The sequence below is a fragment of the Bradyrhizobium sacchari genome, assembly GCF_002068095.1.
Lineage (GTDB): Bacteria > Pseudomonadota > Alphaproteobacteria > Rhizobiales > Xanthobacteraceae > Bradyrhizobium > Bradyrhizobium sacchari.
Map to the genome: position 1 here is coordinate 18,673 of NZ_LWIG01000006.1, position 25,010 is coordinate 43,682.

The 25,010-nt window shown below is 58.2% G+C and carries 14 protein-coding genes; 5 read left to right on the forward strand and 9 right to left on the reverse strand.

What is annotated here, in order from left to right; all coding sequences use genetic code 11:
* Positions 1–1,272 precede the first annotated feature (1,272 nt).
* The gene (locus A5906_RS06350) at positions 1,273–1,956 is read right to left on the reverse strand and encodes a helix-turn-helix domain-containing protein (RefSeq protein ID WP_080134416.1); all 684 of its coding nucleotides are present in this window, start codon (positions 1,954–1,956) and stop codon (positions 1,273–1,275) included.
* Positions 1,957–3,155: 1,199 nt separating this feature from the next.
* Between A5906_RS06350 and A5906_RS06355 the strand changes: the two genes are divergently transcribed.
* From A5906_RS06355 to A5906_RS42355, 3 genes are all read left to right on the forward strand, one after another.
* The gene (locus tag A5906_RS06355) at positions 3,156–6,380 is read left to right on the forward strand and encodes a hypothetical protein (protein ID WP_245326613.1); all 3,225 of its coding nucleotides are present in this window, start codon (positions 3,156–3,158) and stop codon (positions 6,378–6,380) included.
* A 105-nt stretch (positions 6,381–6,485) separates the two neighbouring features.
* A complete protein-coding gene (locus tag A5906_RS06360) occupies positions 6,486–7,859 on the forward strand; it encodes a hypothetical protein (protein WP_245326614.1) in 1,374 nt (457 codons plus the stop codon).
* A 75-nt stretch (positions 7,860–7,934) separates the two neighbouring features.
* A complete protein-coding gene (locus A5906_RS42355; RefSeq protein WP_245326615.1) occupies positions 7,935–10,190 on the forward strand; it encodes a di-heme-cytochrome C peroxidase in 2,256 nt (751 codons plus the stop codon).
* A 743-nt stretch (positions 10,191–10,933) separates the two neighbouring features.
* On the opposite strand, the gene rpoN is transcribed toward A5906_RS42355, so the two are convergent.
* The 4 genes from rpoN to A5906_RS06395 form a co-directional block, all read right to left on the reverse strand.
* Positions 10,934–12,478: an RNA polymerase factor sigma-54 gene (gene rpoN / locus A5906_RS06375; protein WP_430642357.1), complete on the reverse strand. Its 1,545-nt coding sequence runs from the start codon at positions 12,476–12,478 to the stop codon at positions 10,934–10,936.
* A 1,463-nt stretch (positions 12,479–13,941) separates the two neighbouring features.
* On the reverse strand, positions 13,942–14,184 hold the full coding sequence (locus A5906_RS06385; protein ID WP_080134411.1) for a hypothetical protein: 243 nt from the start codon (positions 14,182–14,184) through the stop codon (positions 13,942–13,944).
* A gap of 581 nt (positions 14,185–14,765) precedes the next feature.
* Positions 14,766–15,551 carry a helix-turn-helix transcriptional regulator gene (locus A5906_RS06390; protein ID WP_245326616.1) on the reverse strand — a complete coding sequence of 262 codons (786 nt, stop codon included), beginning with the start codon at positions 15,549–15,551 and terminating at the stop codon, positions 14,766–14,768.
* Positions 15,552–16,666: 1,115 nt separating this feature from the next.
* Entirely contained in the window at positions 16,667–17,290 is a 624-nt protein-coding gene (locus A5906_RS06395; protein WP_080134412.1) for a J domain-containing protein, read from the reverse strand.
* A gap of 1,273 nt (positions 17,291–18,563) precedes the next feature.
* On the opposite strand from A5906_RS06395, the gene A5906_RS06400 reads away from it, so the two are divergent.
* Positions 18,564–19,937, forward strand: a complete 1,374-nt coding sequence (locus A5906_RS06400) for a hypothetical protein (protein ID WP_080134413.1) — start codon at positions 18,564–18,566, stop codon at positions 19,935–19,937.
* A gap of 624 nt (positions 19,938–20,561) precedes the next feature.
* Here A5906_RS06400 and A5906_RS42465 read toward each other — a convergent pair.
* Positions 20,562–20,738 (reverse strand): integrase core domain-containing protein, encoded by a 177-nt coding sequence (locus A5906_RS42465; RefSeq protein ID WP_161495371.1) that lies wholly within the window; start codon positions 20,736–20,738, stop codon positions 20,562–20,564.
* A gap of 252 nt (positions 20,739–20,990) precedes the next feature.
* On the opposite strand from A5906_RS42465, the gene A5906_RS06405 reads away from it, so the two are divergent.
* Complete coding sequence (locus A5906_RS06405; RefSeq protein WP_080134414.1) at positions 20,991–21,410, forward strand: SET domain-containing protein; 420 nt, start codon at positions 20,991–20,993, stop codon at positions 21,408–21,410.
* Between the two features lie 1,150 nt (positions 21,411–22,560).
* On the opposite strand, the gene tnpC is transcribed toward A5906_RS06405, so the two are convergent.
* The 3 genes from tnpC to tnpA form a co-directional block, all read right to left on the reverse strand.
* Entirely contained in the window at positions 22,561–24,153 is a 1,593-nt protein-coding gene (tnpC, locus tag A5906_RS06415) for an IS66 family transposase (protein WP_136615016.1), read from the reverse strand.
* Between the two features lie 69 nt (positions 24,154–24,222).
* Entirely contained in the window at positions 24,223–24,576 is a 354-nt protein-coding gene (gene tnpB / locus A5906_RS06420; RefSeq protein ID WP_080134255.1) for an IS66 family insertion sequence element accessory protein TnpB, read from the reverse strand.
* A partial coding sequence (tnpA, locus tag A5906_RS06425; RefSeq protein WP_245326617.1) for an IS66-like element accessory protein TnpA occupies positions 24,573–25,010 on the reverse strand: 438 nt, incomplete at its 5' end. The genes tnpB and tnpA, both read right to left, overlap by 4 nt.

Here is a 25,010-nt window from a genome sequence, read left to right on the forward strand (position 1 = left end):
GATGTAGCATGCCTGGACGACTACCTCAACGGGCTCCCAATCATCTTTTCGCGACCTCGAGATGCTCTATGCGACCTCTCTCGTCAGCTAATCTATTGGGTTTGCTCTATGACTTTGCCGATCGGGAGAGCGGCGCAAATTTAGGAGACTGCAACTTCCAGTGATCCCTAACAACGGACTCAATCCATCAATTTTCACAATTTGCACTCGCCACGGAATGCAGGTCGTCCTCGGCGGTGAGCTGCGTTTTTGGTTCTGCCCGAAGATTTTCGCTACGGAGCGCGGCCGTTTTGGTTTCATGGCCGTGCACTCAGAATAGAAACAGAGTGCGGATGACAGAATACCAGCGCCCCGAGATGAGGCGATTTGCGTGGTGTTCATGCGACGCTGATGAACCCAAGCATGTCTCGCGGAACAAGGTAGGCCAGTTTGATGGAGGCGACGAGGACGCCCAACGGAACCACGTTCAATCCTAGATTCTCCGGGATTGACGATCTTGTGATTCAAAACGGACCTGCAGCTCAAAAGCACACGACATTCGATGTGGTGGCGACGAAGAACAAGAGCTCTGGCTTGGCGAAAAGGCAATCAGGATAAGCGTCGAGACTGCTTGAGTGACAGCATCAAACCGCGCTCTGATCCGTCCGCCTGGAGCCGTTCATCGTGTCGAGCGACAGACAAATGATCAGCGCATATCCACCCTCGATCCGGAGACGCCGAGGCGTGCGGCGCGCGCCGTCCCCTCACCCGCTTCCCGACAGCGCGACGGTACGTGCGGAGAGACTGATCGGGCTATGGTCGCGGTGAATGCCAATGTATCGGCAAAAGCCGTCGCACTCGTCTTGCTTAGGACAAATTACCGATCTCATTGATCCAAAGAACGTCGAAACCAGGTCGTCGACCTCGATCTTCCCTGCAATCGGGCAGGTTTAGTTGGAAGACCTCTAATCGTAGCGCGGGCCACACTCCCGCTGGCTATTCTCCAAAAAGATCTTTGGCTGTGTCCCTGACAACGGAAAATCTTGACGTCCTCGTGCCTGAAGTCGCGGCTTGCCGATAAGCCGAGACCTGCGGTTTCGCCTGTGGACGATTTCACAGGATCGGCCGCGCCGAAGTCGCAATTATCCTTCGCAACATGGAAGGAAAACGCGCAAGCTATGCTAGTCTTAGGGCGTGCACTCATAATGGCAAAGAGGTCCGCTTTCCGGGTCTCAGCAGATATTTTCTGCTCATCAGAGTATTGCCGGTTTTGACCCGCAGCGGACGGGCGCCTCACTGACGCTGGAACTCAGCTGCGCGAAGTCTCGCCCGATCCAGGATAATGATTTTACGCTGCGTCGAGCCCACGAAGTCGAGCAGTCCCGCGCGGCGCATTTTGGACAAGGCGCGAGATACAGTCTCTAGTGTCAGTCCGAGATAATCGGCGATATCCCGTCGCGTCATAGGGAGAGCCATAACTTGCGAAGCGACACGTTCGTCCATTTCCACGAGAAAAGCGGCCACCCTTTCAACTGAGTCCTTGCGACCCAAGAGCAACATATGGTCCTCGACATGCTTCAAATTCAGCGTAGCCATGCTGAGGAGTTCGCGAGTTATGAGGTTGTTGGTCTCGGCGACCGTCTCCAACGTCTGACGCTTGATCAAACGCAGTGTGGTCTCAATGATTGCCTCCGCGGTGAACCGGTGGGCATCGTCATCGGCGAGACCAAAAATATCTCCCACCAAGTGAAACGCGCCAATCTGCCGTCGGCCATCGGAGAGCAGCTTGTATGTTCGCACGGCGCCCTTTTTAACTTGATAGACGTATTCGGCCGGCTCCTTTTCGCCGTAAACTTCCGTGCCTTTTCTATAGGTGATTTCGTTCAGGCTTACCGCGGCGCCTGAATGACTCGCTATACCGAAGTCGTCGAGCGTATTGATGTGGGGCTTACTGTTTCGAGTGGTACGCAGAAACACGGCTAAGCTCCATCGCACTTTCCAGTAGAACCGTAGTTGCCAGTAGAAGGGTAATTGGCGCATGTACTAAGGAACATTGTACCAAGGTACAGGAGAATTCAGGCGCGGAATGAGAGGTCTCTCCTCCTAGCGAAAGAGTGCGTTGGCCTTGTGTTGGATCAGTCGGCCTACGCAACGAATGTACTGCACAAGCTCGGACGCGCCCACCTCGGGCAACGTCCTGTCGCACCAGATGGGTCAAAAGCCCGCAAGCAAGAGCATCTTGATGCAGATCAAGACTGGCTGCCGTCGCGTTTCAATCCATGCTTGGCTGAAGAACTTCGAGCGAACATCCAGGTGCTTAGACCACCTATACCGCGTGACTACTCCTCGAGCCACCTGTTTGAAATAAAGCCAAGAATACAGAACAAGCAAGGAATGCCAGCCCCATCGCGGTCCGGCGCAAATGTCTATGGGACAGCGGTCGGTCGCCGACCAACTTACGCCAGCCAAGCCCACGAACGCTTAACGGGTGGGAGCAGCACAAATACTCAACTCGCGACTGAACTCACCTCTGCTCGAAAAGTTCGAACGCGTAAGGCAGATGGTGAGCATCATCATTGCCTAAAGAGAATCGCTCTTGCGATTGCTGTCATCCTTCAGCGATGCCGTCCAGAGGGGAGCCCAACCAACGGCGCTTCGTAAGCTTCGTAATCCATAAAATTAGTTCATCAATGGCGCGGGTTTTTCGCGTTTTAATGGGCATCGGCGACGAACAACAGCGCCAACTCATGCTTTCAAGCCTCAAGACGCTTCCATCAAGCCCCGTTGATCGCAGCTTCGTCACAGACCAACTCACACCACGCCCTGGCAAGCGCGTGCTTCGCCTACAAGGCAACGGTGCGTTCGTACGGGCCTGGCGATAAGGCGCGAGTCGCACGTTAGCGAGGGATGGGCGGTAGGAGTGGAAAGACGTCGAAGTCATTCGGAGAAAAACTCTCGGATCGCTGTGCAGAACATATCGACAAGTCAGGCACAGTACTGTAGGTAAGCTGCAAATAATTAACGCGCTACCTAAGAGCGTGTCCCATTTCTTGCAAAGTCGCCCTTAGGCCTACGGGCTCAAAACATTCATATGAGCTAGCGCCAATGCTTGGTACCCGAGGCCATTTCACTGGCTTGCCAGCGATCTCTATCAATATGACGGGGGATATGACGCGATGACTGTGCGCGAGCAGCTCTTTACCCTGTTGCGCAACCTTCGATGGATAATTTTTCTGTCGATAGCGATCTCATTATTGCTCTACCTGCCAGATCAGATTCAGGAGCTCTACCGGATAGCCGCCGACGACCTTGGTTGGGTGACTGTCAGGGAGTTCGCTTCTCTGGGCGTGATTGCCATAACGATCTGGGCAGGCGCGTTTCAGCTGACAACTGCGTCCCTGCCGCAAATTCCCCACCCTACGGGACGCCTGGCCTTCTACATAAGATTCGCGCCCGTTCTGCTTGGGGCACTGCCTATCGCGGCTGCGACGGCAGGACAATTCGCCTCGCGGCCGGCGCAAAAGATTGGTGAGGTCGAGGAAGTCGGAAGTATTTTCCGCATTCAGGACCAGGCGCTCGCATTTGAGCGGAACATGCTGTTCATCCTCGCCATCGCCATGCTGATCATGCTCATCTGCTTCGTCATATTTACGTGGCGGATCGGATCCAGAGATCGCTCGATCGATCTCGCGAGTCGAGCCAACAACGCCTACTTTATCCGCTACAGGTTTCTCGCGCTCACGATCGGCGGCATAGTACTGTTGACGACGGCATTCATCCTGCTGCCGGATAGGCTCTCACAATTTTTCGGATCGTTCGGCGTGATCGCTCTCTTTGCGGTTTGCGTCGTTGGTCTCACCGTCCATTTTGCTTTGATGACGATCGAATTTGCGTTTCCGTTTATTCCCGTTGTCTTTGGTGGCTTGTTTCTGCTTGCCTCCCTCTTGGGAGGCGACGACCACGAACTGCGCACCGTCGCTAAAGTAAACAGCCCGCCGGAAGACGCGCGCATGTCGGCCGCCACGGCGTTCCGTGAGTGGCTTTTACAAAGGCCGCGGGTCGAGGAAGCCAAGAGGCTCGGCGAATATCCCGTCTTCATTGTGGCGGCTCAAGGAGGAGGTATCTATGCCGCCAATAATGCGGCGCGGTTCCTTGCGAGGATGCAGGATCTCTGTCCGGCATTTCGGCAACATCTATTTGCGATAAGCGCTGTCTCCGGGGGCAGTGTCGGTTCTGCAATTTTCGCCGCTGCGCTTCACGCCGAGAATGCAGCCATTGATTCGAATGCCGCTGAAGGAAAGACATGCCCCAAAATCGCGGATTTCCTGGCTGGGGTCGGACGGGTCCAAGATATTGATGTTCCCGGGCCAGTCGAGCAGCGCGTTGCAAGCGTCTTGGCGAACGATTTTCTGTCGCCTTTGGTCGCCGGCTTTCTGTTTACCGATTTCACTCAAATGTTTTCACCGTTCGCGGTCCCGGCCTTCGATCGCGCGCGCTTTCTCGAATACACTTTAGAGAACGCCGGTGATAGAATGCTCGGCAGCCACAAGGGCAGCGGCGATCAATCCAATCTGCTAAGGGCCGACTATCAGTCCCATTGGGCGCCCGGTAACAACATGCCGGCCCTGCTATTCAACACGACAGATGCCGGCAGCGGTAAACGAGCCGTCATCTCTCCCTTCGATTTCGATCCGCTGCACCCGAAAGACACGGACCTGTGTGTTCTTGCGGCGCTTGAACGCGCGGGGGCCGGGGCCGACCAAACGGTCAAGAGCCACTCGCTTCGTATTCCGCTCAGCACAGCCGCTTTCACGAGCGCGCGTTTCCCGTGGGTGACGCCGGCGGCGACCGTCTCGCTCAAAAATGACTGCATCACCGCTAATGCGCAGGCGCGCCTCGTGGACGGTGGCTATGTCGAGAACTCCGGCATCGAGACCGCGCTCGACCTGATTGAGAAGCTCAATGTCATCAAGGGCACCTCCGATGCGCTGAAATTCCGCATCTACCTTCTGTCCCTCGTGAGCGGGCAATTCGGTGATCATGGCTCATTCATGTTCGGAGAGCTCATGGAGCCGGTACGCGCGCTCTTGAGCACGCGAACCTCCCGAACCTACGTCGCGCTCAATCATGCAACCAGCATCGATCGTCGGCCGGACCCCGAAGTCACTTCCACCGTGCAGCGATTTCCGACCTTCGGCCGAACCGACATAACGGGCTTGTTCTATAGCCTTCCGCTCGGCTGGACGTTGTCTCAGAAGACCGAGGATATCATCTCACTGAGCAGCGGCCGGTTTTGGGACTGTGTGCCGAAGGACGACTTCGATCAGTCCCGCGAGAGGCAGAGCAACGCTGATTGCCTGCAGGTGAAGTTGTTCCATCTTCTGAATGGATCGGTCGCGTCCGCATTTGAAACGCTAAAGGACGCCAAACTCGCACGGGCTGCCTACGCCGGCGAGCTAGCCAAGGAATATCAACCAACTTCAAAGGTCAAGCCGCAGCCATTGCTTGCTTGTTATGAGAGCAATTGGCTGCAAGCGCGCGGTTATGAGAAATATCAGGAAAACGTCGCTGCCTACGAGCACCAGTTGACCGAGTCGAGCAAGGACCCTTCGCCTGCTCCGCCACCCCTTCCGCCATATCGCAAGAGCTACATGGCCTATTATCAGGCCGAGCAGGTCAAAGCCTTGTTGCAGGAATGGGATCGCGTCGAGGAGACGGATCCCCGTATTCTGGCCTATATTCTTGGATCAGTCTCCTACGACAGTGCCGACTTTACCCGCAGCAGCGAGAACTTCTCGTACAGCGCAGCTTCACAGCTCCCGCAGAAATGGCATGATCGCATCGAGAAGAATAACGCAAAGCTTATGGCCGCAAACAAGCCCGCGGTCGACGTGAGTTCATTGCTCAACCATCCCAAGGAATTGGCCAACTTCGTTCTTGGCTATGACGGGAATCTGTTCGGCAACCAGCCCGGGACCGATGACGGTTGGCTGTTTCGCCCACGAGGAATGTATCAACTGGTCGGCCGCGAGCAATATCAGGAGGCGCAGGACCAAATGCAGCAGTTGGGCGAGCTGGAAGGACTTGATCTGCTAACGCTTCCCGACGCGCTAAGGGATCCAAAGATCTCGGCCAAGGTTACTTTCGCTCACTTCCGATTGCACCAGTATAAGGACGACCGGCTATCTGCGCCCACCCATCGCCGAACATTGTTCGAGTTGCTCAAAGATCGTGCGAACGACTGGACAGCCGTGCGCGCGCTGCAAACGGACATGGCGCATGCGCCGGCTGACAGCGCTCGGGTCAATGCAAGAAGTGAGATGTTCCTCGGCTGTATCGAGGAGACCTTGCATCCGACGAAACTCAAGACCTTGCAAAGCCAATTTTATGGTGAGCAATGAGGCGTTTGATCTCGTAGCTCGCATCACCGTGGCGAGAGCGTAGTGGCGAGATCGCCGCTTTCGACAGCTGATTTTTGAACTTTTGATCTTACAGGGGGATTGCCAATGGTGGCGGGTGGTGAGATGCACCGATCGATCGTTCGTCGGCGGCTTGCAAGACTGTTTGCGGCGGGGGTCATGTTCGCCGCGGCTTTGAATGGAGGAACGGCTCTGGCGCAAGCTGCGTCAAAGCCGCTTGCGCCCAATGATGTGTCCGTTCTCTTTCCTCCGCCAAAGTCGGAAGGCGACCTCGCCAATCTGATCGCGGTGTCCGATCTCGCCGGCCCCACGGGATCGCCGCAGCGGCTGTTTTCCGACGCGGACTTCGCGCGATTCATCGCCAACGCCGAAAATCCGGAGCGTCCGGGCGTGCCGGACTCGGGTGTAGGTCACATTCAGTTGCCGGATGCCTTGAAAAAGATCGAGGCCTGGTTTGTAGCCGGCATCCGTATCGATCCGGGCGCGCCGGGGTTGTCGCCGGATGTCATCGCCCAGTTTGGCCGGCAACCGCAAATCCGCCTCATCATTCAGCCGGTGACCAATGGGCCGGGCGGCTTCAAGGTTCACGACACCGCAGGCCACCTTATCTTCAGCTTCACTCTCGACGCGGATCCGCCTCTGGGCGGTTGCGCGCCGTTCCCGCGATTCAAACCGGACGACGAAGCCTTCAAGGCGATCGTTCGTGACGTCGCGACCTTACGCGATCAGCTCGCAGCCGGAGATTTTGGTAAGGTCAAGGTCTCGACTGCCGGTGATTTGAACGTGCATCCGGGTCTTGTCGGGGCATCAGCGAAGGCGTTTCGCGATGCGCTGAAGACCTTGCTTGAGAAGCATCTCTCGCCGCAGCGCCTTAACACCATGGCAGTGATGGGCATCGCACCACCCGAGCCCTGGATTTTCGTGTCGATGTTAAGGGTCCCGCAGGCCGGCTTGATACCCGTGCCCGGCCCGACACTTGATGGTATGCACGCAGCACAGATGTTCAGCATCATCGGCGGAAAACACGTCGTCCCGCAACCGGCTACGAACAATCAACATCCGATCAGCTGTCGCCACGCTGCGTTGCAAAATCCGCCCTTGCCGGCGGCTGATCGCAAGGGTGTTTCAACCGCCGAGTTCATCGATGGGCATGTGTCCAACAGCCGCATCATCGAGATCGTCAATACCATTGCAGATCCGAAGAAGAGCCACTTCTTCAATACCGATTGCGTGAGCTGTCACACCGAGACCGCGCAGCCACTCGCCAGGAAAATTCCAAACTTCGCAGCGGTTGGCGTGAACCGCGCTGTCTGGCCGAAAGAAGATTGGAATGTTCGCAACTTCGGTTGGTTCCCGTCGTTCTTGCACGGCGGCCCAGCAGCGGCGACGATAACCCGGCGCGCGGCAGCCGAGACCGCCGACGTGGTCGCCTTCATCAATAGCCAATTGCTGAACAAGTAGCAGACGCCGTCGCTGTTTCCGGCGGCCCCGCCGGACTCGGCTGGGACGCGCGAAAAGATTTATGGAGTGCTTGCTATGGGAAGACCTTCTTTTAGCTCTCGTATTTATTCCTCCGCGCTGCGCTGGCCTCATATCACCAGCCTGCTATTGGCAATCGTCGTTGTTGTGATCGCGGCGGCCGGCGTGGTGTATTTCGCCCCAGAGAGGGTTCGCGATGCAGCTCTCAAAATCAAGAACGACGCCAATCTGGTCGCTCAATTGCTGCCTGCGACCCTGCCGGAGTCATCAAAAATCGAAAGCGCCTATTGGCTGCCGCAAAATTGGACCTCCCGCCAGCGTTACTGGTTTCACCACACATCGCAGGGGACCGCGACCATTCCTGTCCCCTATCAGTGGTTTTTGGCCCTGGAACGCCCGGAGCTGTCGTTCTCTTACACGAAATTGACGGACGAGAACTACCTGCGCCGCCTCGGCTTCATTCCGAGCCCAGGCTCAAAGGACTTCGCCGGTAATGCGCCCGTATACGGTTATCACGAGGATGCGCCGAATGGGGACACAGCGAAGCCCGATTGGAGTCCAAGCGCACCCGAGAATCCGAATGCTTTGCCGGTCGGCTTTGCCATCCTCAAGGGCGGTGTAGATCCGACGACCGGCGCTCCTTATGATGATCAGATCGGACTAACCTGCGCCGCTTGTCATACGGGGCATCTCGAATACAAGAATGTCAGCATACGGTTCGACGGCGGTCCGGCGATGGTCAATCTTGGCGAGGTTGAAAGAGCCATCGGGCTGTCGATCGGCTACACGCTGATTTTGCCATGGCGTTTTGAGCGTTTTGCCAGCAAGCTGGAGCAGATTAAGGGGCAGAACGTCGATCGAAAGCAGCTGCGAAGCGAACTTGAGCTAGCACTTCAAAAAATCAAGAATCAAAAGGCAGAGACCGACAGACTTTTGACGGGCCAGGGGGTGGCGGATCTCGATGAAGGATTCGGTCGACTTGATGCGCTGAACCGAATTGGCAACCAGGTTTTCTATACCAACCTACTGGATCCCGTGACCGGCAAACTTAGGGACCCACTCCTCAAGGGCAACTTCGCGCGCCACGATGCGCCCGTGAGCTTTCCGCCGATCTGGGACACGCCGTATTTCCTTTGGGCGCAGTATGACGCCTCTGTTCTGAACGAACTCGTTCGCAATTCAGGCGAGGCGCTTGGTGTTAGCGCGAAAATCAACATGACAGCGGCCGCTCCCGGACGGCCGCTTTTTGCCTCGTCGATACATCTCTCCGAAATTGCGCGGTTCGAAGAGCTTCTTCGCGGCGCCGATCCCTTTTCGACGGGAGATGCAGCCGGCAGAAAATTCACAGGGCTGGTAGCGCCCCGATGGAAGGACGCAGCGGAGAAATTCCGCGGTGACTCGGCCTGGGCGATTGATGAAAGGCTCGTCGAACAAGGTCGCGATCTTTATCGCGCTCACTGCTTTGAATGCCACCGAGGCCCGGTCAACGATGATGCCTTCGACAAAAAGTGGCCGGAGGATTCGTTCTGGCGCCCAGAGAACCCCGATCGTTCGGCCAAGAACGAGAAGAACTGGGTGGAGATCGGCGGACGCCATTATTTCAATGTGGTCCAGATGCCGGTCTCGGCGATCGGCACCGACCGCCAACAATCGGACGTCCTTACGACACGGCGCGTCCACCTACCCGAGTCACTCGCATTAAATCCTGCCGATGACCTCAACAAAGCCGGAGGTTGCGGCCTTCCCGTCGATAAAGGGACAGATCCTCTTTTTGTACTCGCGCTCATGGACGTGGTCGGCAAGACGATCGACCAATGGACCATTACGAACGGCACTTCTGAAGAAACAAAGCGGCAGATGTGGGGGCCGAGGAAGAACTGCCAAAACCAGCGGGTCTACGTCGAGGCGCGTGCGAGCCGCAACGGCAAGGACGAGGTTGTTCTCGCCCTTCAACCTCAGTACCGGGCGCGCCCATTGGATGGTGTTTGGGCAACAGCTCCTTATCTGCACAACGGGTCCGTTCCGACCCTGAGACACATGTTGGTGCCGCAGGCCCAACGGCCGACGTCGTTTTGCGTCGGCAGCCGTGCGTTCGATCCCGTCAATGTTGGGCTTGTCACGAAAGCACAGGTGACCGACAGCTGTGCGGCCGGCCTCACGAACTTCGATGTGTCGCTGCTTGGGAACAGCAATCGCGGGCATTCGTTTGAGGGCAAGGAAACCGACTTAAGGAAACTGCCGCCTGGCGTCATCGGACCAGAATTGACCGACGCCGAGCGGCGAGCGCTTGTCGAGTATCTCAAGACGCTATGAGCGATGGCGTTGGCCGCCGACCCGGTCACTACGTTGGACCGTCGCCGAGTTCGGACGCGCCTCTTCAGAAGACGTGTAATTCGGCAGATTCATCCATCCTCAGCCGAGGGTCATGGTGTCGTGCCTGCCGAAGCCTCGTCGATTGTCTTGAAGCCGCCATGAGCTCGCTAGTCCTGAGCAGTCCTCCTTTGGTGCAACGCTGGCGTCCCGCCGGATCTCCGCCTAGTGATGTTGGCCGCGGCTTACAGCTGTGCCCCCACAACCTGTTCATTTCCCAAATGTGGTCCTCTAGTGTAGCTTTTACAACATTTAGTGCCAGATATTTTGGTCATGGTAATGATTCGCGCTTCAACTTTGTGACCGGCAGCTCGCGCGCATAAGCGATCCGCTGGGCAATCCGCTGTGGCCGAGCGTAATGCCGTCGAAAAAGCCCAACGCACAGATGATCTGCTTGAGGGCCGGCAAGAGATCCCCGTCACCACCAACTGAGCCTGGAACGCATGAACATCCTCCGAGCGGGCGGTCGGCCGCAATATCGGCCAAACTTCGATACTGCGCTGAGATACCATCGGCTGCGTCCCCCGCGACAAATTGCGACCGCCGTGTCCTCGATCATGCGGCGGCGGAGAGGGCTCAGCTGGGTCATCAGAGACCCTCCTGTCTGAAGAGGTCGGCTCTGAGAACGTTAGATCCTCTCAGACGGCGTCGGCCTTTGCTACCAAATGCCGCGCCAGCGGCTTCGGTCAATTATCAATCTCCAAATCTCGCTCTAAAGGCCCGCTTTCAGGTAAATACAAAGCGTCGATTCTGGATTCCAAATCGAGGCTGGGATTTTCTTCACGGAGGCCAGTTCCGCCCGATGCTCGACTGTTGATCGTTGACCACTGCTTGTCGCGGCGGCGTTGCACCGAGGAGGGAATGCGCATGGCTTCGCGGTACTTGGCGACCGTGCGGCGGGCAATATCAATGCCCAAGGCGCGCAGGCGTTCCACGATGGTATCATCCGACAGGATCGCCGAGGGTTCTTCCGCATCGATCAGCTGCTTGATGTGATGACGCACCGCTTCGGCCGAGTGCGCCTCGCCGCCGTCGGCCGAGGCGATTGACGCCGTGAAGAAATATTTCAATTCGAATGTGCCGCGATTTGTCGCCATGTACTTGTTGGCGGTAACGCGCGACACCGTGGATTCATGCATCTGGATGGCGTCGGCGACCGCCTTCAGATTCAGCGGCCGCAGATGAGCGACGCCATGGGTGAAGAAGCCGTCCTGCTGGCGCACGATCTCGGTCGCAACTTTCAGGATGGTGCGGGCGCGCTGATCCAGCGCGCGCACCAGCCAGGTCGCATTCTGCAGCGCGTTGGTGAAATAGGACTTGTCGCCGTCCTTGCCGATCTTCTTCGACAGCTCGGAATAGTAGGTCTGGTTGACCAGTACCCGCGGCAAGGTGTCGCTGTTGAGTTCGACATGCCAGTCGCCATCGGGACCCGAACGGACATAGACGTCGGGCACCATGGTCTGCAAACGGGCCGAGCCGAACTTCATGCCGGGCTTGGGATTGAGGCGGCGGATCTCGCCGATCATGTCGGCGATGTCCTCGTCGTCGACGCCGCAGAGCTTGCGCAAGCTCGCGATGTCGCGCTTGGCCAGCAGATCGAGATGCTCGACCAGGGCCTGCATCGCGGGATCGTAGCGGTCGAGCTCGCGGAGCTGGATCGCCAGGCATTCGCTCAAGTTGCGCGCGCAGACGCCGGGCGGGTCGAATTTTTGCAGCACGGCAAGGACGTCCTCGACGTCCTTCTGCGATGCGCCAAGACGCTCGGCGGCCTGGCCGAGATCCGGCGGCAGATAGCCGGCCTCGTCGACAAGGTCGATCAGGTACTGGCCGATCATGCGCTGCGCCGGCGCGGTGAAGGCGACCGAGAGCTGCTCGGCCAGATGGTCCGACAGCGTCATCTCGGCTGCGACAAATGCTTCCAGATTGTGGTCTTCCTCGCCGGAAGCGCCGCCGCCCCATTCGGTGTAGGTGGTCAGGGGGCCATCCTGGGCGTTGTGCGCTTGGGCGTCGGCCAACTGTTCGGCGCTGACCTGATTGACTTCAATCGGGGCTTCATCGCCGGCGGCCCCGTCATTGGCCCGCTCCAGCAGGGGATTCCGCTCGAGTTCCTCTTCCACGAAGGTCGTGAGATCCAAATTGGATAGCTGCAGCAGCTTGATCGCCTGCATCAGCTGCGGCGACATCACTAACGACTGCGACTGCCGAAACTCTAATCTCTGCGTGAGCGCCATGAAGCAAGTACCGCTGCTGAAGTTGGTCCGCGTTTTGCTCATCTAGCCATGAGCTGATCTACACGCTTTGATGTCGCGCAAAAGCAGATGCGAGATGAGAGTGCTGATGAAGAAAGCGAACAGCTGGAGGGCGACAAACTTGTCGCAATTCGCTCATCAAGCCTCATCGCGCGCGGGAATAAACAAGTAGAGAACTAAAGATTGGGAGGTGCACTGTGACCCGAGGGCATGACCGACGGGCCAGCTTCGCTGTGGCGAGATTCCGATGAAGGACTTCGCCAGTCCGCGGTAGTTTCGGCGACTTCTGCGAGTAGCCAAGATCCTACACCATCCCGAAGGACCGCCGGCCATGGGTGCGCGGAGCTCAGAGTCTGTGTCCGCCCGCTCAGACAATCCATCAATGTCGAGCCTTGCTGCACGCTCGCAATTGGCACGAAACTTTGAAGTCGATCGTGGAAGGACGTTGCCAAACAAATTGACACTAAGCCTGGCAGTCAAAAATCGTTGAGGTGGGGGGTTAAACAGGCCGTAAGATCGGTGTTGCGCCAAAGAGGTTGCGAGCTTGTCGCCGCGTTCGGCTGCCTGAAGCCCGCTGCCTGTTAGACGGTCTGCCCCGTGTGCGTGGGGAACGAGTCTCTTGTCCTGGTTGCTGTCGCAAATCGGCAGAAGATCGAAGACCGGGCACTATTGTGCCTGCTCTTCGGCTTATCCTGCCCGAAGGTGGCAACGTATTCGCGATGTTGCTTCTGGGCTCTCACGCATCCGGATCTGGGAAGGTTGCCTTCCTCCTCCAAATTTGTCGTCGCGACCGGGACGATCTTGTCGTTTTTGTCGAGAGCCGCGCGAGTCGCTTCGCTTTGAAGCGGACTTGCGATAATCACACGCACCGCGAAAAGCGTCCGCACGGGCGAGACCGCCATACTGTTGCCTGTCACCTCGAGCACCACCTCATCGTTGGCCAGCGGGGTCTTGCCAGCTCTCTAGCGCACTCCGCGTCATATCAGTGCTCGGCGGAGCCTTCCGCCGCCCCAAACAACACCTCTCCGAAGCTTCGGTGGATGCCAGCTCCAATCACTCGTCTCATCGGCATCTGAGCTGCGGCGACACGACGAGTGCGAATTCGCGCTCTTGGCACAACGCAGCGAGCAGCGGGGGCGGCCAGCTCCCAACTCGAACTCCCGGCTCATTGCCCCTGTCGCCGGGCACGCAATTCGTGTTCCCGCTGCCTCTGTTCCGATGGTAGCACCATTACAACGCTGCAGAACACCGCAGCGGCACGTTGGTACCGGGACATCTCATACCTGGTACCACACCATTGAGCGGTCGGAGGAGTTTAAGCGACGAATCAAGATAAAGACTGTGTTGTCCGTCAGCGGGCGCCGCGGCAATGTCGCCTTGGCCTGCTCACCTCGGCCAGATCAACATGCGCAAGATGGATGTCGGGAGAATCTTTACCACAAAGCTCATCGAGCGATTGACCTCGCAGCACGAGCAGATAGCTTCAGGTTGCTGGAAATCGCGCAACAATTGCCGCCGTGGCTGGCAAGCCACAATTCCGCAATGCGAAGCATCAAGTCCTCGATAAAAGCGGCGCCGTCCGGCGGCGTGAGGCGCACGGCGTCAGTGACCATGGCTTCGTCCGGCGGCAAGCCGTTGCCATAGGTTCGAACCAGCTTGCCGCGGCCGGTCGTATCGGGCAGCGGCACCTCTATTGCCGTGATCGATACGGCCGCGAGGGACAGCCAGCGCAGCCTCGAGCACCAAGGGACGGTTGGTGGCGAGAATGATGATGATGTCGGTGTCTCCCTTCAACCCGTCCATCTCGTTTGAGCAGCCTGTTTTAGCAACAATAACTCGCAAGAACCAATTTCATCGCGATTCTCGGCAATCAAATCGACATCCTCGATCTGAAAAGGATGGAATTTTCGCATCAATCCCGCCAGCATCTTGTGATTGAAGCGACAAGGCATGCGATTAGCACGCAGGGCGTGCATCGTCCGTGGTAAGAAATTCAAGGTCTGAGAGCGGATTGAGCTCGTCGGCGGTCTTATGCAACGAGACTCGCATGCAACGACGGCGGCCCAAATCCACACTGCGCACTGCTGGAGGACACTACATACGCGCCCCTCATGCGCTTCCCCGCGCAGTTATCTGGTTGAGCCGCTTCCGTTGAAGTCCACCGTTGAAGCGACTTGAGATCGGTGTCCCGATTCGCAGCAGATGAATGGTAACAGAAGAGCCGGCCCAAGGTCGGCGTCTCCGATCGTTCCTTTAAACGCGAACGCTGTTAAATGAGGCGGCGTCGGATTGCTATGGCGACAGCATTTATCCGGTTCGCCGCCCCCAGCTTTCGGATGACGTTCTTCATGTGAAAATTGACGGTGTTGTCGCTGACGTTAACAAGCCGCCCGATCACCCAGGCTGACTTTCCCTCTGCGACCCAGTATAGGCACTCTGTTTCTCGCCCTGTTAGCGGAATGTCTGTCTCGCAAGCTTCATCAGGGGGCGGTGTAATCTGCGCCACAGCGTTGTGAAACGCCGACGCCAACGTCGTGAGATGAGCCATGCGAGCCTGTGGGTCGGCATCATCGAAGGGAGAGGCAAATGATACGAAAGCCAATCGACCTTGCGATCCAAACAATGGCACGCTCATGCCATGCTTAAGACCTGCTTCTCTGGCCTCGTCTAAGACGCGCAGCTCACGGGGCTGTAGTTGATATCGACGGGTTAGTTCATCCCACAGAAAGGGCCTTAGCAGCGTTGCTGTCCGCCGGACCACCGGGTCGATCGCTCTGTACGCTTGCTCAGCATAGCGTTGGCACCAATCAGAGGGAAAGTTTATAGTTGGCGGGGGCGGCAGATACGCCGGCAGGCGACGCTCATTCGGGCAGGTGAGTGCTCCGTAGGCGACTTTATCAAACCCTTCATTGCTCGCGTAATTCACAAGAAGCTCGAACAGCGCTTTGATTGATTTGGTCTGCGTCGCGCATTGGACGAAGCTGAATAGGTCGGGACCGCCGCCTTTCCGTCCGTTTGGAGAGATTGGCATTTCACCCTTCGATTGGTCATACATTTCTATTTCCTTTTGCGTACCCAGATGTTGGCTCCGCTTGTTGCAGGTGAACGCTCGCGCGCGAAGGAAAGGCCGGGCCCGGAATGTTTGACCCGGTCCAGCGCGCACCGAGGTGAAAGGTGGAGCAAACCCCGACGCGCCGGCAGGTTGAGCCGAGGCGGAGCTGACTTTGTTCGTTGCCGGGAGTGCTAAATCGTCGCGAGCGGATCCAGACTCTCGAAACAATGGTTGGCAAATGATGCAACGGTTGCGGCTGCCAAGGTCAGCACTTCTCGTAAGAAAATACCCGCATCTGGAGCGCCGACGTAAAGAAATGAGCATGGCACGTAACTCTTCGCACAGCTCGGCACACCTCGGGTTACGGACCGGAGCAGCCCCCTCAGGCGCTTGCGCATGTTGGGCCGCCACTCGCTGACATTCGCAAATCTACTTGGCGAGCACGACAGCGTGTATGCGATCCTCCTTTCCAAGAACCACGATGATGGGCACAGCAATTCTCGCGCCACATTCCGATCGGCAAATTGGCCCCTTAAGAGATGCACCCAGAGAAAAGCGGTCTCCTCTGAGATGTTTGAGCCGATGTGACATAAGTCAGACATGCGACATCGTCTCAGGCACGACATCGAATTGATATAAATCAAGAGCGTGATTTAAGGCCGGTTGCCTCACCTGGATTGACGCGGAACGCGGATGGGCACTGCCTGTGAGTGCGGTCCTAAGGCGCGACCAAAATCCAACACTAGTCTTCCCATCTTGAATCGAGCAGCGGAGCAGGAGTTTAGTCTATCGGGGTCTTTGAGCAGTCGTGGAGCGGCGCTTTCGGCGTCTCGCTGTGGCGCGCCTTGCGAACTGCCCCATCGGCGTCATAAGGACTTGCCCCCCTTCGAGAGCCGAGGAGATAGCGAATGAAAGAGGAAAGAATCACGGAAGGCTCGTCATGGATTGATCCGGGGGCAGTTGATAAAGACCCCGGGTGACGTGGCAGAGATGTTGCGCCCGCGGGCGTAATAGTGAGGCGGTCTGAAGCGGATTACACGCCAGCTCGGATGCAGCCTTCACACGGTGAAAGGCTACGTAGCGGCTGGTGGAGACAAGCCGTTCAAGTCGTGTGCGGGCTAGCTCTCGCGCACCACGGTCTTCAAGTAATGATAGGCCTTGATGATCTCGACCAGGCGCCCCTCCGTAGAACGATCGCCCCCATTGGCATCGGGATGGTGCTGTTTGACCATCGCCTTGTACCTCGCCTTGATATCTCCGAGCGTCGCATCGACACTCAGGCCCATCACCTGCAACGCCTTCCGCTCGGCATTGAAAATCTTGCGCGCCTCAGGCTTGGTCTCCGCGCGCGGGCGAGCACTGGCGCGTCCGCTCAGCTCGGCGAGCATGCAAAAGGCATCGCAGGCGTCCTTGGAATCGGCCGCGCTGCCGGTCATTGTGCGAGCGCTGATGTTCTCGCCCATCTTCCAGGTTGGACGATGGCCGATCAGCGCGTCCTGCTGGTAGCGCGCGACCGCTTCCGCGTCCATCCCCGAGAAGAAGTTGTAGGACTGATTGTATTCGCGAACATGGTCGATGCAGAAGTGCCAATATTCGCGCGCATTGCCGCGGCCCTTTGGCGCGGGATGGGTAGCCTTGTTCTGGCAATCAGGCCATTCGCATAGCGCCGCGGTCTGGCGCTCCTGCGCTTCCTTCTTGTTAATGCGAATGGAGGCGAAGATTTTGGATGTGTCGATCGGCATGACCTGGCCCCGTTGGCGGAGCCGCAGTTAACAGCGCCGCTTCTATGCTAGAGAATTGGTTTGGACGGCAGATCTGTCTCGGCCTTCGCATCTGGTCCAGTGGCGTGATGTAGCAGGCGCTTCCTAGCAATCGACATGCCAGGACTCGTGAGCTTGATTCACATAATCACCTAAGAGACGATCAACATCCTGCCCTTCGCCCAGTCGTCTGCGGTTGATCATGCATTTCGTACAAATTCTCCCCAACAGAACGCGTGATCTGTTCGCCAGGGCCATCGAGGCGAAACCGATGCGTTCCGGAGATCCCGGCAAGCCGAAGCCGCGCCGGATGGTTGCGCCGGCCGTGCGGCACGGCTATGGCCCGGCGCGCAACACCGCAACGGATATTGGCCCGATCGAGGCTGCTAGGCACAAGGTGAGGACCGATGCGCGAGCAGCCTGCCGGTTGTATCAGCTTCACATAGGTGATTTCGCCAGTCCGAGCCCGACGGACCAGGAGCCTAGATCCCTTGTTGCCCACCTCTTAGCTGCACGGTGTGTCGACAGGCGATTCCAGGAGGCGCTCTCGGCCCTGCTGCAAAGGATGCGCCGAAGCTTTCGCCTTTGTGATTTCGGGCCTGAACGACCTGTCGCAGGGCGAATACGAGCGCCGGCAGAACAATATCGTCAGCGCTCTCCAAGAGATCCGGAGCTGGTTCGAGCGGCAAGAAGAAGGCCATGCAGGATCTCAATGGCGCCCCGCCGGGCGGTCGCGGGGTATGCACTCGATTATCTTTGCCGAGGATCCACCAATATGTGCGTGACGTTGATTACCGGACAAGGATCGCCAATCTAGAGCCTATTGGCTTTCTATGACTTTCCTAGCGGGCACCAGAGCCAGCTGAGAACTACAATCCGATCGAGAGAATCCGCCGCGGTGCGGCACACGAGTATGCGAGCCAAGGAACCGTTGTCGCCACAAGCTGTAAGATCGATGGTGCAAGCTGATCAAGGCGGCGTCGAAAGCGCGAGTTGACTGAAGAGCCCCAATCGATTGCCGGGATTGTCGCGGCGTCAGAGTGCCGACGCCATTGAGCTCGTCCCGAACACACAAAGCCATGCCGCCTGTCGGCTCCGTCACAAGTCGCGGCTAAGAGGGGCGAAATGACTAGTCTGAGATCGCAATCCGGTAAGTCTCTAACCGTCAGCTTGTCGACAGCTGATCCTAATAGAGGGAGAGAGAGTGATACTAGCGGCTCGGCATTGCGAACCGACTCAAACCTCGGGAGTGAACATGGACCCATTTAACAGCATCAACCCATTCGACCGTGACCACCCCGCGGTACCGCAACAGCAGCAAGCGGAGTTTGAGCCGTACTTGGATGAAGTGCCGCAGCTTGATGCCCCTGCCGTTTCAGAGATTCCTGCTTCTTCAGATCGCTACTATCCTCATCTGTCTGAGGAAGAGCGTAGCCTCATTGAGGCTTTGGAACTTGGGCACGAGGGGGCCCGCGGTCCTCGTCCCGAAGACGCAGTCACCAGAGGCGTCGGGAACGTCGCTGCGCAGCATAGCGCGTCGCGGGAAGCTTTTAGTTGGCCGAACGAGCTGCCTGCGGAAGGTCACAATCAGGATCCGCGGCGAGGGATGATGGGCGAAGCTATGCTAGCATCATCTCGCCCCCCAACCGCGCGCGATCACCAGAGATCGGATCCCGAAGAAGCAGTTCGTCAGTTCAACTGGAGCGCCGACTACCTGCCGGCTCCGAACGCGCTAATCGGGAGCGCTCCCCTTTCAGGTCACGATCCCCTCATCGGTGAGGATTACACGGGGCAGTTGAGGCCTGCGAAGAGGCAAAGAGCACTAAGCCATACGGGAGGGGACGCGATCGGGCGCACGGAGAGCGAGCCCGGCAGTTCAGTCGCTCGCGAACTGATGGCAGACGCCGGCGCACCGTTTCAGGCCAGCGATCAGTTCGTCCTTTCTGCCGAAGGCTACGATCAGGATCTGCTGTGGGCGATGGTGGGAAACGCCGGCCCATCGCCGTCTCTCGAGCCAACCGAGGGTCATCACCAAGCTCTGAATTCAGAATCGGCCGTTCTTCCCATCAAATTCCGGCAGGGCGCCCAGCACGCGTCCGCTGCGCTTGACCAGAGCGACGTCCCGCCGAGCCAGGACAGCCGACCCAACAGTTTTATCGTTCACAATGACCGTTACACGGCACTGTTTGTGCCCGCGGCGGCGATGAGGCGAAGCACCCCACTCAATCCGCCAGGCGCTACCATTCCTATGGGATCTCGACCGGAAAACATTCCGCAGCCCGGCGCGCAGCCAGCGAATCGAGCCTCATCATCGCGGCTTGGACGGTCGATGGAGCAAGGCGCTCCGTCGTCCTCCAGGGCTGAGAGGACGTTCCCCGCGCCCCGCGAGACCTATGCTGCATCATTCGCCGTTCCCGAGGATTTTTTGCACGGCACCCAACCAGCCCCGGAGACGATGCTCTCGAAGCTCCGCCGCTGGGGCCACGTGCCCAACGAGGCGCAGCCGGAAATAAACTACGACATTCGCGGCGAGCGTTACACCGCCCTCTTGGGGCAGGGAGGTCCCAATGACGTTCGGCTCATCCATCACCCAAGTCATGTAGATGCCGAGAGACAATCCCCACGCTAGGAACTAGGAACCCGTCCACATAGGTCCGGTATTGGACTTGTGAATGTAGCAGAGCTTGCTCCAGCGAGTCTTGCGAGCCTGGCGCGGTTCTTGGGAGGCGGTGAGCGCAACCCGGCCCGATTAACTTGCGCGCATCATCGCTGTGCGGCTCCACGTTGAGCCGCACAGCCATCGCCCTTTGATCTTTGCGAACGCCAAAGCTGCGAAGAACACCCACGGTGTTATTGCCGTTGCGTTTTACAGCATTGCCATTGATTGGGGCCTCTGTCCCGAGACAGGGGGAAGCATCCGGCCAAACGCTTAGTGCAGATTTGGCGTCCTCACAGGACGGCGTCGCAGCGGAAGCGCGGGAGATGACCAGGAGTCTAGGAGCACGCCACCAGCGCCAGATCGCTCACGTGCCGCCAGTACGGTGGATACGCCCGAGAAATTATCCTACACCTGACCTGCCACCGAACTTTCATCCAGCGGCGGTTGCATCTCGGGACCTTCAGTGAGACCGAACTTTAGACCACCCAAGACTAGAGCTCTGTCCCGAGATCACGATGGCGCGCTGGTTGCGCCGACGTGATTGTGCGGCAACACCAGCGTTCGACTACCGATCGCCCACGGGGTGGCCCTTCGCTAACGATGTGCCCATGTCTCCCGTTCTGTCCTGGGCATCGCAAGGGACAGGAACCAGTGGCCATTGAGGCATTCGGCGCGAAAGCGGTTCTTGAACGTCTCGATGAAACCGTTCTCGGCGGCTTGCCGGACCGCGGGAAGTAAGCGTATCGCCTCGCCGGTAGGCTTACAGGTCACGATCGTGCGACATGAACTCGCCGCCTTGATCGACGCGGATCTTTGCTCCGAATCCCACTGACTTGCAGCCTCCTTCCAGCACCGCCAAGATGGCGGTACCGCTAAAGGCGATCCGCAGCAGCCGCTGCCGCAACGAATGCCAAAAACTTCCAATTTGGGACGGAGGCGCGATTAGACGACCCTACCGATTTGTGCAGGAGATTTTGGGGCTCAGGTCCGTTAACTTGTTGGGTGTAAGGGGAGACCTCCTCGGTGTTGATTGTCGAAACTATTTTGAAGCCAGACCAGTTTGGCGGTATTGGACTTTTCTCCGCTGCATTTTTGCCTAAAGGTTCGCTGATTTGGATTCACAATCCGATCGTTGATATCGCGGTGACGCCTGAGCAGTACGAAACTCTAGCTCCAACATTTCAAGCGCTACTTGATAAGCATGCCTATCCAAGAGACTACAGGGTTAGCGATGGCGTGATCGAGTACAATGCTGACAACGCCCGCTTCATGAACCACAGCAGTCAGCCAAACACATATCAAGACGATCATTGCCGAATTTTAACCGCGCGTGACGTACAACCTGGTGAAGAACTGACTTGCAATTACTTGTTTTTCGATCCGACGTGTGACTTATCGTGGAATAAAGAACCATCCGTGAATGTTGATGCCCCAACGGGCTAGGCGGCAGTGGATTGAGTCTGCGGTCTGACGACTTAATTGGTCGGCGAATTTACACGGGTAGGGTTGAGGCAACTCGTTGAGGCCATCGACCGACACCAGGTTTTTTCGGCTGCCTCGTCCAGCTTGAAGATTATTGCGAGCGCCAGCCTTGTTCGACAGACCTTGGCGCGGAGTGCGGTGCGTACGGTCGCGAACGTGCTTTATGAGGTATAGCCCCGACGTGGAGTTCAAAACATCTGTCGAGCCTACTCTAGGCAAGATCTCCGCGGACGTGCCCGACCTCGTATTTACTTTAGAAATCTGATGACGCTCGATCAATTCCCAATCGCGGCTGAGACGGCCGGACGCTGATCCTGATATTATCTTAGCATACGCAGATTGTGCCGCTTGATGTCAGGGTTGCAGATGTGCTGTTCACAAACGCACTTGATGACGATCGCTTGCGGCTCGCTCTTTGCGCGTCGATTTACTTTCGGGCGCAATGCCGAGAGGATCCCTTCCATCCAGTCGCGACCGTGCGACTCCCGTATCGAAATCTGTTTTAGGTTAGGAGATCAGCAACTATCTAGTGATCGATTTCTTCGGCCGAGGTCCATCCGATCTTGCCCTCGGGTGGAACCATCCCTACGCGCTCAAGGACGCGGAAAGGCGACGAAAGCCGCAAGACGACAGGCGCGTCGGTCCTAAAGCGGTCCGGGCACTACCCTAGCTTTCGCGCGTACTCACGCTCCCAAAAATTAACATGACGGAACTTGCAATGACCGGTTGCTTGTCATCACGGCAGCTCGCGCGGTGAAAAGACATTGCACTTGCAATCACGCGATTCATTCAGAGCGGAAGGGGTCCGCGCAAACTTCAATTAAAGACATGAAAGTCGCATATGCCGCGGGCCTTCGACGCTCGCCGCGCAATAACGACTGTCGACGCTCGTTTGTCCATCGGTGTGGAACTGGTCCGGAGGCTACATTGGCGGGCACGTCGGCAGCGGGTACGGCCGAACCACGTGATCAGCATGGCGCCGGTTTCGTGCGCCGGCTACCAGCTGGAAGAACAGATGCGGCGCGTCGGGCTCCAATGGCAGGTAACTGTCGACGGTCAACAGCTTTGGCTGAGCCAGCACGAGGTGCTTCGTAAGCGCTTAGCGGTCACCCTATTGATGCGGGCTTGACGCTTTGCGGAATCGCCACGGCATGAGGTCATCGATCCTGCTGTGGGGATGGCCGTCGATGATCGCCTCGAGTGTTTCGGCGATGTAGGCAGCAGGGTTTACGTCGTTGAGTTTGCAGGTGGCGACGATCGAGGCGAGCAAAGCCCAGTTTTCCGCCCCGATTTCATGTCCGGCGAAGAGCGCGTTTTTCCTGGTCAAGCAGATCGGCCGGATGGCGTTCTCGACCGGGTTGGTGTCGAGCTCGAGACGCCCGTCTTCGAGGAAGCGGGTCAGCCCCTGCCAATGATTGAGCGCATAGCGGATATCCTCGGCGAGCGTCGAACCGCTGGAGATCATCGACAGCTGTTTCTCGAACCAGGACTTCAACGCGGCGACCATGGGCAGCGAGTGCTCCTTGCGCGCGGCCAGCCGGATGTCCGGCGATGCACCGCGCGCCATGGCTTCGATGGCGTAAAGCTGCGCGATGTGCCGAATGGCGGCCTCGGCGATCGGCGACTTGCTGTTGCGGGCCAATTTCACAAAGCGCCGGCGCAAATGGCTCCAGCAATGCACGAGCGTCCAAGGCCCTTGCGGTCGAACGACTTCGGTCAGCCGGTCATACCCGTCGTAGGCATCGCATTGCAGGAAGCTTCCGCCAAAGCCGTCCAGGAACTGCTCCGCGAAGGCGCCGCTGCGACCGGGGGCATATCGGAACAACACGATCGGTGGACTTGGACCGCTGTGGCCACGGTCGTCTGACGCGATCGCCCAGAAGTAGCCTTTCTTCGTTTGACCTCGCCCCGGATCAAGCACCGGTGCCGTGGTCTCGTCCATGAACAGGCGATCCGCCATGGCCAGGTGGCGGCGCATGTGGTCCGCGATGGGCTGAAGATGGAAGCAGGCGCGGCCGGACCAGTTGCCCAGAGTCGCCCGATCAAGCCGAATGCCTTGACGCGCATAGATCTCGGCCTGACGATAAAACGGCGTGTGGTCGCCAAACTTGGAGACGATCACATGAGCGATAGCCGCTTCGGTCGGCAGCCCGCCGGGCACGACGTGTTCCGGTGCGTGCGCCTGCGCGACAGGGCCCGAGCAGCGGCGACAGATGTATTTCGGGCGGCGTGTGACCAGCACGCGCCATTGCGCCGGGATCACGTCGAGTCGCTTGCTGACGTCCTCGCCGATCTTCGTCATGGCGCCGCAACCGCACGGACAGAGCGTGCTCGCAGGCTCGATGATCCGTTCCACTCGCGGCAAATGGGCAGGCAGACAGCCGCGATTGCGATGGGAGCCTCGATCGTCCGGATCGCTGCGCGATCGACCCTGGATGACCTTCTCGGCTCTTTCCTGCGCCGCGTCCAGAATGCCTTGCGCGATCTCCACGTCTTCGAGCGGCAAATGGAACTGATCTGGTCGTAGCTTCTCGGATTTCGAGCCGAACTTGTCGCGTCGCAATTCGCCGAGAATGACCTCCAGCCGACGCCGCGCTTCCTCCGATGCCGCCAGTGCCCCCTGATGCTCGCTCAAGGCCGCCTGCGTTTGCGCCAGAAGCGCCTTTAGGCGTTCGTTTTCGTCGCGCAGTGTCGCGATGCTCATGCGCTATTTCGAGCACATCGCCGCCGCCCGTGCCACGATCAAAATAGCTGCCGAGTCATTCTGCCGCAGTTATCCCGCCACCTGCGGGCGCCGTGCTTCTTCCGGGCGGACCAATCTCCAATCCAGCCCTTCGAACAAGGCAGCGAACATCGCCGGCGACATGCGCATCACTCCGTCCGCGATCGTTGGCCAAACGAACTTGCAACCTTCGAGGCGTTTGTGCACCAACACCAGACCCGTTCGATCCCAGACCAAAATCTTGATCCGGTCCGCTCGTTTCGATCGGAACACGAAGGCTGCGCCGCTGAACGGATCGAGACGAAGCATCTCCTGTACCTTCGCCGCAAGCCCGTCGTGGCCACAGCGGAAGTCGATCGGCCGCGTGGCAACGTAAATCTTCAGATCAGCACCGGCCGCGATCATCGTGACGCTCGCACCGCACGGATCACCCGGGATAGCTGGTCAGCATCTATGGCTGTGTCAGTCCGCAGCACGACATCGCCGATCGCAATCTCAAGCTTGACCGCCGGAGCCTGACGCTCCTTCAACGCATCTTCCACAACCAGCGGCGCAAACGTTGGTGGAGACGCCTCGCACGGCGGCAACATACCTCGCTGTCGAAGCCGCCGTCGCCAATCGTAGACCTGCCAGCGCGTCACTCCGTGCTTGCGCGCTACCTCGGATACCTGGACGCCGGGCGACAGACTCTCCGCGGCGATCCGCGCTCTCTCAGCTTCCGACCGCACACGACGTCCTGACGGCCCTTCAAGAATCTCCAGCCGGCTCACCGACCCCGCCGATGAGCCGTCCAAATAGACGTCCTTTTTGCTGTCCAATCCCATCCGAAGCCTCCGTCC

Coding starts and splice junctions, on each gene's coding strand:
- A5906_RS06355 (WP_245326613.1), top strand. CDS start 3,156: ATGACTGTGCGCGAGCAGCTCTTTACCCTGTTGCGCAACCTTCGATGG.
- A5906_RS06360 (WP_245326614.1), top strand. CDS start 6,486: ATGGTGGCGGGTGGTGAGATGCACCGATCGATCGTTCGTCGGCGGCTT.
- A5906_RS42355 (WP_245326615.1), top strand. CDS start 7,935: ATGGGAAGACCTTCTTTTAGCTCTCGTATTTATTCCTCCGCGCTGCGC.
- rpoN (WP_430642357.1), bottom strand. CDS start 12,478: ATGGCGCTCACGCAGAGATTAGAGTTTCGGCAGTCGCAGTCGTTAGTG.
- A5906_RS06390 (WP_245326616.1), bottom strand. CDS start 15,551: ATGTATGACCAATCGAAGGGTGAAATGCCAATCTCTCCAAACGGACGG.
- A5906_RS06395 (WP_080134412.1), bottom strand. CDS start 17,290: ATGCCGATCGACACATCCAAAATCTTCGCCTCCATTCGCATTAACAAG.
- A5906_RS06400 (WP_080134413.1), top strand. CDS start 18,564: ATGGACCCATTTAACAGCATCAACCCATTCGACCGTGACCACCCCGCG.
- tnpC (WP_136615016.1), bottom strand. CDS start 24,153: ATGAGCATCGCGACACTGCGCGACGAAAACGAACGCCTAAAGGCGCTT.
- tnpB (WP_080134255.1), bottom strand. CDS start 24,576: ATGATCGCGGCCGGTGCTGATCTGAAGATTTACGTTGCCACGCGGCCG.